At 68.1% G+C, this 13,481-nt stretch carries 13 protein-coding genes; 9 read left to right on the top strand and 4 right to left on the bottom strand.

The annotated features are described in order from the left end of the window. Positions 1-9: 9 nt before the first annotated feature. Genes trmB through WKW80_RS09165 form a run of 4 tightly spaced genes read right to left on the bottom strand, consistent with a single transcriptional unit; the run spans position 10 to position 3,763 of the window. The gene (trmB, locus tag WKW80_RS09180; protein ID WP_422822878.1) at positions 10-783 is read right to left on the bottom strand and encodes a tRNA (guanosine(46)-N7)-methyltransferase TrmB; all 774 of its coding nucleotides are present in this window, start codon (positions 781-783) and stop codon (positions 10-12) included. Then, positions 753-1,646 (bottom strand): tRNA glutamyl-Q(34) synthetase GluQRS, encoded by an 894-nt coding sequence (gluQRS, locus tag WKW80_RS09175; RefSeq protein ID WP_340363260.1) that lies wholly within the window; start codon positions 1,644-1,646, stop codon positions 753-755. Before gluQRS ends, trmB begins: the two co-directional genes overlap by 31 nt. Before the next feature lie 34 nt (positions 1,647-1,680). Further along, positions 1,681-2,751, bottom strand: coding sequence for an NAD(P)/FAD-dependent oxidoreductase (locus WKW80_RS09170; protein ID WP_340363259.1), 1,071 nt, complete (start codon positions 2,749-2,751; stop codon positions 1,681-1,683). A gap of 58 nt (positions 2,752-2,809) precedes the next feature. Then, on the bottom strand, positions 2,810-3,763 hold the full coding sequence (locus WKW80_RS09165; RefSeq protein WP_340363258.1) for a LysR family transcriptional regulator: 954 nt from the start codon (positions 3,761-3,763) through the stop codon (positions 2,810-2,812). A 141-nt stretch (positions 3,764-3,904) separates the two neighbouring features. Between WKW80_RS09165 and WKW80_RS09160 the strand changes: the two genes are divergently transcribed. From WKW80_RS09160 to WKW80_RS09120, 9 genes are all read left to right on the top strand, one after another. Further along, positions 3,905-4,606: a pirin family protein gene (locus WKW80_RS09160; RefSeq protein WP_340363257.1), complete on the top strand. Its 702-nt coding sequence runs from the start codon at positions 3,905-3,907 to the stop codon at positions 4,604-4,606. A 119-nt stretch (positions 4,607-4,725) separates the two neighbouring features. Further along, positions 4,726-5,175 carry a DoxX family protein gene (locus WKW80_RS09155; protein ID WP_340363256.1) on the top strand — a complete coding sequence of 150 codons (450 nt, stop codon included), beginning with the start codon at positions 4,726-4,728 and terminating at the stop codon, positions 5,173-5,175. A 21-nt stretch (positions 5,176-5,196) separates the two neighbouring features. Continuing rightward, positions 5,197-5,760: a flavodoxin family protein gene (locus WKW80_RS09150; protein ID WP_340363255.1), complete on the top strand. Its 564-nt coding sequence runs from the start codon at positions 5,197-5,199 to the stop codon at positions 5,758-5,760. Between the two features lie 69 nt (positions 5,761-5,829). After that, on the top strand, positions 5,830-6,747 hold the full coding sequence (locus WKW80_RS09145) for a pirin family protein (RefSeq protein WP_340363254.1): 918 nt from the start codon (positions 5,830-5,832) through the stop codon (positions 6,745-6,747). Positions 6,748-6,808: 61 nt separating this feature from the next. Then, positions 6,809-7,156 (top strand): hypothetical protein, encoded by a 348-nt coding sequence (locus tag WKW80_RS09140; protein ID WP_340363253.1) that lies wholly within the window; start codon positions 6,809-6,811, stop codon positions 7,154-7,156. A 146-nt stretch (positions 7,157-7,302) separates the two neighbouring features. Then, positions 7,303-8,595, top strand: coding sequence for a TolC family protein (locus tag WKW80_RS09135; protein ID WP_340363252.1), 1,293 nt, complete (start codon positions 7,303-7,305; stop codon positions 8,593-8,595). 48 nt (positions 8,596-8,643) lie between these two features. Then, positions 8,644-9,198 (top strand): hypothetical protein, encoded by a 555-nt coding sequence (locus WKW80_RS09130; protein WP_340363251.1) that lies wholly within the window; start codon positions 8,644-8,646, stop codon positions 9,196-9,198. Continuing rightward, positions 9,195-10,322, top strand: coding sequence for an efflux RND transporter periplasmic adaptor subunit (locus tag WKW80_RS09125; RefSeq protein WP_422822877.1), 1,128 nt, complete (start codon positions 9,195-9,197; stop codon positions 10,320-10,322). The genes WKW80_RS09130 and WKW80_RS09125 overlap by 4 nt, the downstream gene beginning before the upstream one ends. Before the next feature lie 9 nt (positions 10,323-10,331). Continuing rightward, on the top strand, positions 10,332-13,451 hold the full coding sequence (locus WKW80_RS09120; protein ID WP_340363250.1) for an efflux RND transporter permease subunit: 3,120 nt from the start codon (positions 10,332-10,334) through the stop codon (positions 13,449-13,451). Positions 13,452-13,481: the final 30 nt, after the last annotated feature.

Raw genomic sequence — 13,481 nt, 5'->3', positions numbered from 1 at the left:
CCCGCGGGCTCACGCGGGCGGCTTGACGAACACCAGGTCCCACACGCCGTGCCCGAGTTTGAGCCCGCGGTTCTCGAACTTGGTCAGCGGCCGGTAGTCGGGCTTGGGCGCGTAGTCCGTGGCGGTGTTGCGCAGCAGCGGTTCGCCGGAGAGCACTTCGAGCATCTGCTCGGCATAGGGCTGCCAGTCGGTCGCGCAATGCAGGTAGCCGCCCGGCGCCAGGTGTTCGGCCAGCTTGCGCACGAAGGGCGTTTGCAGCAGGCGGCGCTTGTTGTGCCGCTTCTTGTGCCAAGGGTCCGGGAAGAACACATGCACGCCCGCGAGCGTGCCGGGCAGCAGCATGTGGTCGAGCACGTCGACGGCGTCGTGCGCCACGATGCGGATGTTGGTGATGCCTTGTTCGCCGCAGCGCTTGAGCAACTTGCCGACACCGGGCTCGTGCACTTCGCAGGCCAGGAAATTCTTCTCCGGCAGGACTGTGGCGATATGCGCCGTGGCCTCGCCCATGCCGAAGCCGATCTCGAGCACCGTGGGGGCATGGCGGCCGAAGGCGGCGTCGAAGTCGAGTGGCGCTTCGCTGTACGGCACGAGGAACCTCGGCCCGTAGTCTTCATAGGCCTTGGCCTGGCCTTCGGTGGTGCGCCCGCCGCGTTTGACGAAGCTCTTGAGTCGACGGTGCAGCGGATGCGGCTTGTCGTCGTCGGCTGATGGGGTTGCGGGCGGAAGGGCGTTGGGGGTGGAAGAGGGGTGGCTCACGGGGCCAAATTGTAGAGATCGCGCCATGCAGGCACCCATCCGGCAAGCGCCTCGTGGATCGTGAGGGCGGTGCCGGTGGGCAGGCCGAGCGCGACCGCGGCCGCTTTCAGGGCCGCCAGTGCCGCGCCGGGGGTTCGGGTGTCGAGCGCTTCGGCGCCGTTCTGCTTCGAGAGCTTCTGGCCGTCGGCGGCCAATACCAGCGGCGTGTGCAGGTAGCTTGGCGTCGGCAGGCCCAGGGCACGTTGCAGCAGGATCTGGCGGGCCGTGTTGTCGGCCAGGTCTTCGCCACGCACGATGTCGGTGATGCCTTGGTCGGCATCGTCGACCACCACCGCGAGTTGATAGGCCCAGGGGCCATCGGCGCGCTTCAGGATGAAGTCGCCGACTTCGGCGCTCACGTCCTGGTTTTGTGCGCCGAGCCGGCGATCGGTCCATCGAACGTCGCCATCCGGCACGCGCAAGCGCCATGCGCGCGCGGGCTTCCCATGCAACCCATTCCTGCACGTGCCGGGGTATATGCGCTCGCCGTGTCGCTGGTGTGCCTGGCCGAGCCGTGCCAGCGCCTGGTCGATGTCCTTGCGTGAGCAGCCGCAGGGGTAGGCGCGGCCGGCCGATGCCAGCCTGTCGAGCGCCCGCTGGTACAGCGAGACGCGTTGCGTCTGCCACAGCGGCGGCGCATCCGGCACCAGGTGGCAGGCTGCGAGTTGCTCGAGGATGGTGTCGCCCATGCCGGGCAGGCAGCGTTCGGTGTCGGCGTCCTCGACGCGCACCAGCCATTTCGCCTGCGGGCCGCGCGCCCGCACGTCGAGCCAGCTTGCAAGCGCCGCCACCAGGGACCCCGCGTGCAGCGGGCCGGTGGGCGACGGGGCGAAACGACCGGTCGAATTCACATCAACGACGCGTCCCTTGGCAATCGGCGTCGCCCTACATCACGTCAAGGGCGAGCGCGAGGCCCGAGAGAAAACCGTCTTCGACCCGATGCCCGGTACACCAGTCGCCGGCCAGGCCGATCTGCGACTTTGCATCCCAGAAATGAGACTTGCCCGCCGGCACCAGCGTTTGCGCTTCGGGCCAGCAACGGGCTTGCGCGTAGCTTGGGGTGGCAAGGATGCCGGTGATTTCCGAGAAGGCACGCAGCAGCTTGGCCTCCACGCGCTGGGCATCGTCGCGGATGTGTTCCTGCGACCAGGTGGGGCTGGCTTGCAGCGTCCAGCGTTCGATCGGCTCGCGGCCGGGCTTGGACGATTCACGCGCCAGCCAGGCTACGCGGTGGTGGTTGCTGCGCGCGGCATTCCATTGGGGTCCGAGGTGCGACATGGTGGGCTGGTTGGCCTGCGGGAATGCGATCATCAGCGTCCAGCACGGCGCGATGCGCACGCTTTCAATGGCCTTGCCCAGCGTGTCCGGAACCTTGCTGTTGGCGAGCAGCGTGCGCGCGAGGCCGGCGGGTATGGCGATCAGGACGCCGTCGAAATCGGAATACACATGGGAACTGTCGCCGGCGCCGGCGGTGCGGAGTTGCCAGCGCGCGGGATTGAGCGCGTCGCGCTCGATCTGAGTCACTTCGGTGTCGGTCACCAGCGCGTTGCCGAGCGGCTCCGCCCATCGGGCCACCAGTGCGTCCATGCCGGGCTGTGCGACCCAGTGTGGCTCCAGCGAAGGCAATGCCGCTTCGGCCACGCGGCCGTGCGCGTCGAGCACGCGGATGAGGTTGGCGCTCCATGGCTTGCACAGCGGATGCACGGTTTGCAGCGCGAGTGCGAAGCGGTCGTCGCGGATGGTGAAGTACTGCGCGCCGCTGTCGAAGCGGCCGAACTGCGTCACCTCGCTGGCCATTCGGCCGCCTGCGCCGGTATTGCGCTCGAACACCGTCACGCGGTGGCCGGCCTGAACCAGCGTGCGGGCGGCGGCGATGCCCGCGATGCCTGCGCCGACGATGGCGAAGTGCCTGGCGGGGGAGGGTCGATGGCGATCGGCGGGTGGGCGTACTTTCATGACGAGTCTCTTTCTTTGGCGACAATTTCGGGCACGCAGACTCTACATCGGGCGCGGTTCAGCGACCTCGATGGCGTTCCAGCAGTGCGCGACGCGTGCCTTCGTGTTCGAACTGCGCGAGCCACCATTCGAGTGCACGCCCGGGCTTGCCCGCGGAAGGTGCGCGCCATGCGACGTGCATCTGCCCGATCGGCATCACGCGCTCCGTCTGGCATTCGACGAGGTGGCCGGCCTCGATGAAAGGGCGCGCCATCGGTTCGGGCAGGAAGCCCCCGCCCAGGCCGTGCAGTTGCGCGGAGAGCTTGGTGTGCATCGTCGGGACGGTCAGGCGGTCCTGCCCGCCGACGAGGTTGACCGTCATGCTTGGCCCGGCGCGCGACGAATCGGCCACCGCCACGGCGCGGTGCGCGCGCATCACGTCGTCGCTGAGGGGTTGCCGCACTTTCGCCAGCGGATGGTGCGGCGCCACGGCGAACACGAAGCGCAACTCGCCCAGCGGGCGCGTGCGAATGCCGCTGGCGGTGAAGGCCAGCCCGGACGCATCGAGCACCGTGCCGATGGCCAGGTCAGCCTCGCCGCTGCTCAGCGCCTCGATGGTGCCGAGCAGTGTTTCGTTGCGCAGTTTCAACCGGGTCGGCGGCTCCAGTTCATAGAACTTGCCGATCATGTCCAGCACCGGGTCGCGCGCGATGACGCTGTCGAGCGCAATCGTCAGCTCCGGCTCCCAGCCTGTGGCCACGCGCTTGACGCGATTGGCCACGGCGTCGATGTCCGCCAGCAGGCGGTCGGTCTCGCGCAGCAGTTCGGCGCCGGCCTCGGTGAGACGCGCCTGCCGCGCGCTGCGGTCGAAAAGCAGCACGTCGAGCGCGTCTTCGATCTGGCGAACGCGGTAGCTGAGGGCGCTTGGCACCAGGTTCAAAGACCGCGCCGCACCGGCAAAGCTGCCGGCACTGCTAACGGCCTGCAGCATCGCGAGGGCGTCGGGGGTCAGGACTTCACGAGGGCTAGGCATGGCATTTATCGTTCAAATAATTCGAATGATGCCTTCAAACCGTCGCACTGGTGAGGCGGCTTGCCCGGCCTAAAGTTCTTCCCATCCGCTGCGCATACGGCGCGGCATTCGAAGAGGCCCGGATGGGCCAGGAGTTCAACGATGTTGCAAGTCCGTAAATCACAAGACCGCGGCTACGCCGACCATGGCTGGCTGCGCTCGTTCCACAGTTTCTCGTTCGCTGGCTACTATGACCCGGCCCACATGGGTTACGGGAACCTCCGCGTGATCAACGAAGACCGCGTGGCCGCCGGCGCCGGTTTCGGCACCCACGGCCACAAGGACATGGAGATCATCAGCTACGTGCTGTCGGGCGAATTGGCCCACAAGGACAGCATGGGCAACGTGAAGGCGATTCCGCCTGGCGACGTGCAGCGCATGAGCGCGGGGCGCGGCGTGATGCACAGCGAGTTCAACCACAAGTCCGACCAGGACACGCATTTCCTGCAGATCTGGATCGAGCCCAACGTGCGCGGCATCGTGCCCGACTACGAGCAGAAGCAGTTCGACGCGTCCCAGAAGCGCGGCAAACTGCGCCTGGTCGCCTCGCCGGACGGCGCCGACGGCTCGGTGAAGGTGCATGCCGATGCGAAACTGTTCGCCGGACTCATCGACGGTGATGAGCAGGCCAGCCTGGCGCTCGACCCGAAGCGCAAGAACTACGTGCACCTGGTGCGCGGCGAACTCGAGGTCAACGGCCAGAAGTTGAGCACGGGCGACGCCGCCATGCTCGAAGGCGAATCGCAGCTCACGCTCTCCGGCGGCAAGGACGCCGAAGTGCTGGTCTTCGATCTGAATCCGTAGTCGTTCACGGGCGCCGCGCATTGCATGGCGCTCCAATCCTGTCGGCCTGCCAGCGGCCCCCGGCCATGCCGGTTCCGCAGCAATCTTTTTTTGTTTTTTTGTAACCAAGGAGTTATCTCATGGCCTCAGCTACTGCCACCACCACCCTCTCGCCCTCGGGCGTCTCGACCAACTCGCTGCAAGACATCACGGCACTCGTCGGCCGGATCCTGATCGCGTACCTGTTCATTCCGGCCGGCATCGGCAAGCTCATGGGGTTTGCCGGTACCGTGGGCTACGTTGCTTCGGCCGGTCTGCCGCTGCCGGAATTGGGCGCGGCCCTGGCGATCGTTGTCGAACTCGGCCTCGGCATCGCGCTGCTGCTCGGCTACAAGACGCGTGTCACCGCGCTCGTCATGGCCGTGTTCACCGTGGCTACCGCGTTGTTCTTCCACAAGTACTGGTCGGCGCCCGACGCGATGAAAATGATGCAGCAGATCAACTTCAACAAGAACATCGCCATTGCTGGCGGACTCATCGCACTGGCAGGCTTCGGCGCCGGCCGCTTGAGCATCGACGGCAAGCGTTAAGGAAAGCATCCGAGGAGTTTCATGGCCGACATCGTCGTAGTTTTTCACTCGGGCTACGGCCACACCCAGCGCGTCGCGCAGGCTGTGGCGGACGGTGCCGGCGCCGCGCTGGTGCAGATCGATGGCGACGGCAACCTCCCGGCCGGCGGCTGGGAGATGCTGGCCGCTGCGGACGCCATCATCTTCGGCGCACCCACCTACATGGGCGGGGCCAGTTGGCAGTTTAAGAAATTCGCGGACGCGTCTTCCAAGGTCTGGTACGCCCAGGGCTGGAAAGACAAGCTCTTCGCCGGCTTCACCAACAGCGCGGCCATGAACGGCGACAAATACGCCACGATCACCTACCTGTGGACGCTCGCGATGCAACATCACGGCGTGTGGGTCAGCCAAGGGCTCATGCCCAGCAACAACAAGGCCGCCACGCGTGACTCGGTCAACTACGTCGGCGGCTACGGGGGCTTGATGACCACCTCGCCAACGGACGCAAGCCCGGGTGAAATGTCCAAGGGCGACCTTGAAACGGCACGCGTTTTTGGCGCCAGGGTGGCGAGCATCGCGATGCGCTGGGCATCGTCCAGGGCCTGAGCAGGCCACGCGCGTTTCGCGGCGCTTGCCCGCGTGCATTCAATGGCCGTTTCCAGCATGATCGCGGCCATGAACTCAGACTCGCTCCTGTTGCTGCATCCCGCCGACAAGGACATTGGCGGTGGCTTCAAGGTCAGGCGCCTGCTGCCTGCCGCAAAGCGCAGATCGGTCGGGCCTTTTGTCTTCTTCGACCACTTCGGCCCCGCCACCGAGCAGCCTGGCAACGCGCATGACGTACGCCCGCATCCGCACATCGGCCTGGCCACGGTCACCTATCTTTTCGATGGCGCGATGATGCACCGCGACAGCATCGGCAGCGTGCAGGAAATCCTGCCGGGAGCGATCAACTGGATGACCGCGGGGCGCGGCATCGTCCACTCGGAGCGCAAGCCCGAGCGGCTGCTCGAGGCGAATTACGTCAATCACGGCCTGCAGCTTTGGGCCGCGTTGCCGCAGGCCTTCGAGGAAACCGATCCAAGCTTCGAACACACGGCCGCGTCGGACATTCCCGAGGCCGTGGTGAAGGGCGTTCCCGTGCGCGTGCTGATCGGGACGGCCTTCGGCCTGACGTCGCCGGTGAAGACTTTCGCTCCGACGCTGTATCTCGACATTGCACTGCCCGCAGGCGAGTGGTTCGAGTTGCCGGCGCTGGCACAGGAGATGGCGATCTACGTCGTCGAAGGGGATCTCATGCTCGACGGCGCGCCCGTCCCGGAATACACCATGGCCGCGCTGGCCGACAACACCGGCGCCACGCTGGAGGCGCAGACGGCCGTGCGCCTGGTCGTGATCGGCGGGGACGCGCTGGACGGCCCCCGCTTCATCACCTGGAACTTCGTCTCCAGCCGACGCGAGCGCATCCTCGAAGCCGGCGCCGACTGGAAGGGGCAACGCATGGGCCAGGTACCCGGTGAAACGGAATTCATCCCGCTGCCGGGCCATCCGTTCGGGGTGCAGGAGCCGGGCGCAAAGTCCACGCCGGTCTGAGCGAGGAGCGCGTCGCCTGAGGCGGCGTAAGGTCAATCGGGCCGCTGCTAGACTCGCCGCGATGCGTCGTTGGCTCGCCTTGTTCATGCTGGTCTTGCTCCCGCTCCTGTCGGGCTGGAGCGCAGCCGCGGCCTATTGCGGCGACGAGCCTGTGGGCCGCCCCGCGCACCTCGGCCACCACGTCGATGCGCACGATCATGGCAACGCCGACGCGAAGCCGGACAATTTGAAAGACGGTCCGGCCGACGCCCATTGCGACCACTGCCACAGCCCCGGCGCATTGCTGCTGCCCGATGGCACAAACGGTCAACGCGCCGACCAGGCGCAACCTGCCCCGATGCCGAACGTGGCGTTGCGCGTGCCCCCCAAGTCCCCGCCCGATCGCCCGAAATGGGCGCGCCTCGCCTGATCGGCGGGGCGGCTTCTCACTTTTCCTGAGCACCGTTCGCGTCTGGCGCTGAGCCACGCGTTGCGTGGTCCTGCGCCTGCGTGGCGATCGTCCCTGATCGCACCTCGCCGATCTCTCGTGAATTTTTTTCATCACTGGAGAATCGGATGGACCGAAGAAGACGAAGCTTTGGCCTCGCGCACGCGCATCGCGGGGCGCTGGCCCTTATTTGTGCAGTTGGCGCCCATGGCGCCCTGGCCCAGGACGATGCGGCCGAAAGCCGCATGTCCGCCCCGGCGCTGAAGCAGGCATTCGATGCCGCCTGGTCGCGCCAGCCCGAAGCCGTTGCGCTGGGATTGCGCAGGGACGCCGCGCAGGCGCAGCAGAAGGCCGCGCAGGCCTGGACGCCGGAGCCGCCCGCGCTCACGGTATCGAACAAGACCGATCGCTTCAACCGCGACCTCGGTGCGCGCGAACTGGATGTCGGGGTTGCGATCCCGCTTTGGCTGCCGGGCGAGCGCGCACGCAGCGGCGCGCTGGCCGAAGCCGAACTCTGGAGCGTCGAAAGCCGTGCCCGGGCTGCGCAGTTGCGCCTGGCCGGCACGCTGCGCGAAGCCTGGTGGCAATGGCAGCGCGCGCAGGTCGATGCCGAGCTGGCCCGTGACCAACGGGACAACGCCAGCCGGCTCGCCGGCGACGTGGCAAGGCGCGTCAAGGCCGGCGACCTCGCACGCGCCGACCAGCACCAGGCCGATGGCGCGGTGGCCGCAGCCGAGTCCGCCGCGGCGCGAGCACAGGCCAGCCTGTCCAATGCGTCGCAGCAGTTGCGCGTGGCGCTCGGAGGCGCCATCCAGCTTGCCTCCGGTGCGCCAACGGCCGCGCCGGAGGCCGAGCCGCCCGACGATGCGGCCTCGATCCCCGACCCGTCCGCCCACCCCGCGTTCCAGGACCTGCAGGACCGCGCCACCATCGCCGAGCGTGCCGCGGCGCTCGGCACGGTGCGCGCGCGTGCCAATCCCGAGCTGACGCTCGTTGCCACCCGCGAGCGCGACTTCCGAGCCGAGCGCTACGACCCCTCGATCACGCTCGGCGTGCGAATTCCCTTCGGTGCCGGCAGCCGCCATGACGCACGCGTGGCCGCCGCGCAGGCGGAAGCGACCGAACTGCAGACGCAGCTCGCATTGGAGCGCGATCGCATCGCGGCCACGCAGGGCGCGTCGCGCGAGCGCGTGGCATCGGCGCGCGCAATGCTGGCTGCGGCGCAGCGGCGCGCGCAACTGGCCAGCGAGTCGCGCGGCTTCTTCGAGAAGTCGTTCCGCCTTGGTGAGACCGATCTGCCGACGCGCCTGCGGATCGAGGCCGAGGCGGTCGAGGCGCAACGCCAGGCCGCGAGCGCGCGCATCGAACTCGCCGCTGCCATTTCGCAGTGGCGGCAGGCACTGGGCCTGCTGCCCGACTGACAGCGCATCGCATCTTCGTCCCCGAAATTATTTTTGAAAGCATTCCCAATGACACCGCAATCTCTTCTGGCTGCGCTCGGCTTCGCGGCCATGCTGCTGGCCGCAAGCCCCGCGCTCGCCGGCGATGGCGACCATGGCGACACGCCTTCCGCTGGCGCTGGCCCCGTGCTGCCGCGTTTTGCCACCGTCTCCGAAATCTTCGAATTGGTGGGCGTGCTGAACGGCATGCACCTCACGATGTACCTCGACCGCTTTGCCGACAACAGTCCGGTGAAGGACGCCCGCATCGAACTTGAACTGGGCGGCGCAAAGGTCAAGGTCGAGCAGCACGGCGAGGGCGAGTTCGAAGCCGTGCTGGCCGAGTTGCCCAACGCGGGTGTCCTGCCGGTCAGCGCGACCGTCGTCGCCGGCAACGAGCGCGACCTGCTGACCGGCCAGCTGGACATCCACGAAGCGCCGCGCGCCGATGCGGTAGCCCATCGCCATGGGTGGAAGGAGATCGCGGGGTGGGTCGCGGGTGGCCTGACCGCCCTGTTTGTGCTGGGCTGGGGCATGCGTCGACTCGCGAGCGCCCGCCAACGCCGTGCCGGAGGTGCAGCATGAACTTCTGCAAGAGCCACTTTCGCATCCCACTGCTTGCCGGATTCACCCTGGCACTGATGCTCATCGCCATGCCCGGACAAGCCGGCGGAGACCATGACCAGGGCAACGCACCCGCCGCGTCCGGCAGCGAGGGCCCGCAGCGCCAGTCCGATGGCAGCGTCTTCCTGCCCAAGCCTGCGCAGCGCCAGTTGGGCGTGCGCACGTCGATGACGCAGGCGGGCGACCTGCCGCGCACGGTGGAGCTCAACGGCAAGGTGCTGATGGATCCCAACGCCGGCGGCCGCGTGCAGGCCATGCTGGCCGGCCGCATCGAGCCGGGGCCGGGCGGGCTGCCGACGGGGGGCCAGGCGGTGCGAAAGGGCGAGGTGCTGGCCTGGGTGCTGCCATCCGCTGCACCGATCGAGCGCTCGAACCAGGCGGCGCAACTGGCCGAGCTGAGAGCCGGCAAGGCGCTGGCCGACAAGCGCGTCGCGCGCCTCCGCGAACTGGCCGACACCGTGCCTCGCAAGGAGATCGAGGCGGCAGAGAGCGAGGCCGCGAGCCTGGCCGAACGTGCCGCGGCGGTCAGCGCCGGCCTGGGCAACCGCGACCCGCTGGTCGCGCCCGTGACCGGCGTGATCGCGTCGGCGAACGTGGTGGCGGGGCAGGTCGTCGATGCGCGCGAACTCGTCTTCGAGATCGTCGATCCATCGCGGCTGCGCATCGAGGCGCTGGCCTTCGATGCGGCGCTGGCTTCCGACGTCGGCAGCGCCACGCTGGCCATCGGCAACGAGCGCGTGCCACTGGTCTTCACCGGCGCCGCGCGCAGCCTGCGCGAACAGGCGCTGCCGATGGGTTTCCGCGCGGAAGGTGCGGCGCTGTCGAAGCTGGCCGTCGGCCAGCCGGTGCGCGTGTTCGTGCAGACGAAGCACACGGTCAAGGGCGTCGCCGTCCCGGTGGCTTCGCTGGTGAAGACCTCCGCCAACCAGACCATCGTGTGGGTGAAGTCGGGGCCCGAACGCTTCGAGCCGCGCCCGGTGACGACGGAGCCGCTGGACGGCGTGACAGTCGCCGTCACCTCCGGCCTCGGTGCCGGGGAGCGTGTCGCCACGCAGGGCGCCACCTTGATCAACCAGGTTCGTTGAGGAGTCCCGATGTTCAAGTGGCTACTCGACAACAGCCTGCGAAACCGGCTGCTGGTAATCATCGGCAGCGTGGTGCTCATGGCCTATGGCGCGTTCACGCTGTCGCGCACGCCGGTGGATGTGTTTCCGGACCTCAACAAGCCGACCGTCACCATCGTCACCGAGGCCGGCGGCATGGCGCCGGAAGAGGTGGAGCAGCTCATCACCTTCCCGCTCGAGACGACGATGAACGGCCTGCCGGGCGTGGAGTCGGTGCGGTCCGTGTCTTCGGCCGGCCTGTCCTTCCTCTACGTGACCTTCGACTGGCGCACCGACATCTTCCGCGCGCGCCAGCTGGTGTCGGAGCGGCTGGCCTCCATGGAGGAGGGCATCGCCGCCGGCGTGACGCCGCGCATGGGACCCATCAGCTCGATCATGGGCGAGATCATGCAGATCGCGATCCCGGTCGACACCGCGAAGATCAGCCCGATGGCCGTGCGCGAGTACGCCGACTGGGTGCTGCGCCCGCGGCTGCTGTCGGTGCCGGGTGTGGCGCAGGTCATCCCGATCGGCGGCGAGGTGCGCCAGTTCCAGGTGCAGCCGCAGACCGCGCGCATGGCCGAGCTCGGCATCACGCATGCGCAACTGGAGGACGCGCTGAAGGGCTATGCGGGCAACACCTCGGGCGGCTTCCTGGAGCTGAACGGGCGCGAGTACCTGATCCGAAACCTGGGCCGGACCTCGCGGCTCGACGACCTCGGCAACATGCCGCTCGCGGTGAAGGACGGCCAGCCGATCCTGCTGCGCCAAGTCGCCGACGTGGCCTTCGCCGCCGCCACGAAGCGCGGCGATGCGGGCTTCGAGGGCAAGCCGGCAGTGATCCTCGGCATCCAGAAGCAGCCTGCGGCCGACACCATCGCGCTCACGCTGGCGCTGGAAGAGGCGCTGGCCGGCATGAAGGCATCGCTGCCGCCGGGCATGGAGGCTCCGAAGGTCACTTTCCGGCAGGCCAGCTTCATCGAGGCGTCGATCACCACGCTGCAGGGCAAGCTGATCGGCGCGTCGGTGTTCGTGGCGGTGATCCTGTTCTTCTTCCTGGGCACGCTGCGCCCGACGGTGATCGCGCTCACCGCGATTCCGGTGTCGATCTTCATCACGGCGCTGGTCTTCAAGTACTTCGGCCTGTCGATCAACACGATGACGCTGGGCGGGCTGGCGATCGCCATCGGGGGATTGGTCGACGATGCGGTGGTCGGCGTCGAGAACGTGCTGCGGCGGCTGAAGGAAGACCGCGCCAAGCATCCGCAGTACCAGCTCAGCCCGGTGGAACTGGTCGGCCGCGCGACCATGGAAGTGCGATCGGCCATCCTCTACGCCACGGTGATCATCGTGCTGGTGTTCATCCCGCTGTTCGCGTTGCCGGGGCTGGAGGGCAAGCTGTTCGTGCCGCTGGGCATCGCGTTCATCGTGTCGACGCTGGCTTCGCTGGTGGTGTCGGTGACGGTGACGCCGGTGCTCGGCTACTACCTGCTGCCGCGCATGAAGTCACTGCATCGCGGCGACACGAAGATGCTGGCCTGGTTGAAGGCGCGCTACAGCCGCGGCCTCGAGCGCGTGCTCGACCGGCCGAAGGCGGCGCTCGCCGCGGCAGCGCTTGCGGTGCTGGCAGCGGGCGTGGCGGTGCCGTTCTTCCCGACCACCTTCCTGCCGCCGTTCAACGAAGGCACCTTGCTGATCGGCTTGCGGCTGAACCCCGGCGTCACGCTGGCAGAGTCCGCGGCGCTCGCGCGGCAGGCCGAGGTGCTGGTCAAGCAGGTGCCGGAGGTAACGCACGTGGGCCGGCGCAGCGGCCGAGCCGAACTCGACGAACACGCCGAGGGCGTGCATGTGAGCGAACTCGACGTGGGCCTGAAGCCCGCCGCGGAACTGGCGCGCAGCATGGACGAGATCAAGGCCGACATCCGCGCGCGCCTGGTCAACCTGCCGGCCGCGCTGGAGATCGGCCAGCCCATCTCGCACCGCATCGACCACATGCTTTCGGGCGTGCGCTCGCAGATCGCGATCAAGATCTTCGGCGAGGACCTCGACGCGCTGCGCGGCCAGGCCGATGCGCTGCGCGCGAAGCTGGCGGCCATTCCCGGAATTGCCGACCTGCAGATCGAGAAGCAGGTGCTGGCGCCGCAGATCAAGGTGCGGGTGGACTATGCCGCGGCCGCGCAATACGGCGTGGCGGCGCCGCAGGTGCTGGCGACGCTGCAGAGCCTGGTCGAGGGCGAGAAGGTGGCGCAGATCGTGGAGGGCAGCCGCCGCTTCGCGCTCGTGGTACGGCTGCCCGAATCGGCGCGCTCGGTGGAAGGCCTGGGCCGGATGCTCGTCGAGACGCCGGCCGGGCGCATCCCGCTGTCAAAGATCGCAACCATCGAAGACAGCGACGGGCCGAACCAGATCAGCCGCGACGACGGCAAGCGCCGCATCGTGCTCTCGGCCAACGCGCAGGGGCGGGCGCTATCGGACGTGGTTGCCGACATCCGCGCGGTGGTGGCCGGCACGAAGTTGCCGGAAGGCACGTTCATCACGCTCGGCGGGCAGTTCAAGGCGCAGGAGGAGGCGTCGCGCCTGGTGGGCCTGCTGTCGATCGTGTCGCTCGCGCTGATGTTCGTGGTGCTCTACAGCCGCTACAAGTCGGCGGTGCTGTCGGCGCTGATCATGGGCAACATCCCGCTGGCGCTGGTGGGTGCCGTGGTCGGGCTGTGGCTCGCGGGCCAGCCCTTGTCGGTGGCCGCATTGGTGGGCTTCATCACGCTGGCGGGCATCTCGGTGCGCAACGGCATCCTGAAGGTCAGCCACTACATCAACCTGATGCGCCTGGAAGGCGAGGACTTCGACCGGAAGATGATCGTGCGCGGCTCGCTGGAGCGCCTGGCGCCGGTGCTGATGACCGCGCTGGTCACCGCATTCGCGCTCGCGCCGCTGCTGTTCGAGGCCGAGCGGCCCGGCACGGAGGTGCTGCACCCGGTGGCGGTGGTCATCTTCTCGGGCCTGATCAGCTCGACGCTGCTCGACACCTTCCTGACGCCGGCGATGTTCTGGTTGTTCGGCCGCAAGCCCGCCGAGCGGTTGATGGACGACAAGGACGTCGAGGCGCTGTGATGCGCCGGCCTGCTCGCCGGCCTGTCCGGC

This window comes from Variovorax humicola (assembly GCF_037889915.1).
Classification (GTDB): Bacteria; Pseudomonadota; Gammaproteobacteria; order Burkholderiales; family Burkholderiaceae_C; genus Variovorax; species Variovorax humicola.
The sequence above is the reverse complement of the archived record's forward strand: the minus strand, read 5'-3'. Positions and strand labels throughout refer to the sequence as shown.

Excerpts from the sequence above, each read along its gene's own strand:
- trmB (WP_422822878.1), bottom strand. The coding sequence starts at position 783 with ATGGCGCGATCTCTACAATTTGGCCCCGTGAGCCACCCCTCTTCCACC.
- WKW80_RS09170 (WP_340363259.1), bottom strand. The coding sequence starts at position 2,751 with ATGAAAGTACGCCCACCCGCCGATCGCCATCGACCCTCCCCCGCCAGG.
- WKW80_RS09165 (WP_340363258.1), bottom strand. The coding sequence starts at position 3,763 with ATGCCTAGCCCTCGTGAAGTCCTGACCCCCGACGCCCTCGCGATGCTG.
- WKW80_RS09160 (WP_340363257.1), top strand. The coding sequence starts at position 3,905 with ATGTTGCAAGTCCGTAAATCACAAGACCGCGGCTACGCCGACCATGGC.
- WKW80_RS09155 (WP_340363256.1), top strand. The coding sequence starts at position 4,726 with ATGGCCTCAGCTACTGCCACCACCACCCTCTCGCCCTCGGGCGTCTCG.
- WKW80_RS09150 (WP_340363255.1), top strand. The coding sequence starts at position 5,197 with ATGGCCGACATCGTCGTAGTTTTTCACTCGGGCTACGGCCACACCCAG.
- WKW80_RS09145 (WP_340363254.1), top strand. The coding sequence starts at position 5,830 with ATGAACTCAGACTCGCTCCTGTTGCTGCATCCCGCCGACAAGGACATT.
- WKW80_RS09140 (WP_340363253.1), top strand. The coding sequence starts at position 6,809 with ATGCGTCGTTGGCTCGCCTTGTTCATGCTGGTCTTGCTCCCGCTCCTG.
- WKW80_RS09135 (WP_340363252.1), top strand. The coding sequence starts at position 7,303 with ATGGACCGAAGAAGACGAAGCTTTGGCCTCGCGCACGCGCATCGCGGG.
- WKW80_RS09130 (WP_340363251.1), top strand. The coding sequence starts at position 8,644 with ATGACACCGCAATCTCTTCTGGCTGCGCTCGGCTTCGCGGCCATGCTG.
- WKW80_RS09125 (WP_422822877.1), top strand. The coding sequence starts at position 9,195 with ATGAACTTCTGCAAGAGCCACTTTCGCATCCCACTGCTTGCCGGATTC.
- WKW80_RS09120 (WP_340363250.1), top strand. The coding sequence starts at position 10,332 with ATGTTCAAGTGGCTACTCGACAACAGCCTGCGAAACCGGCTGCTGGTA.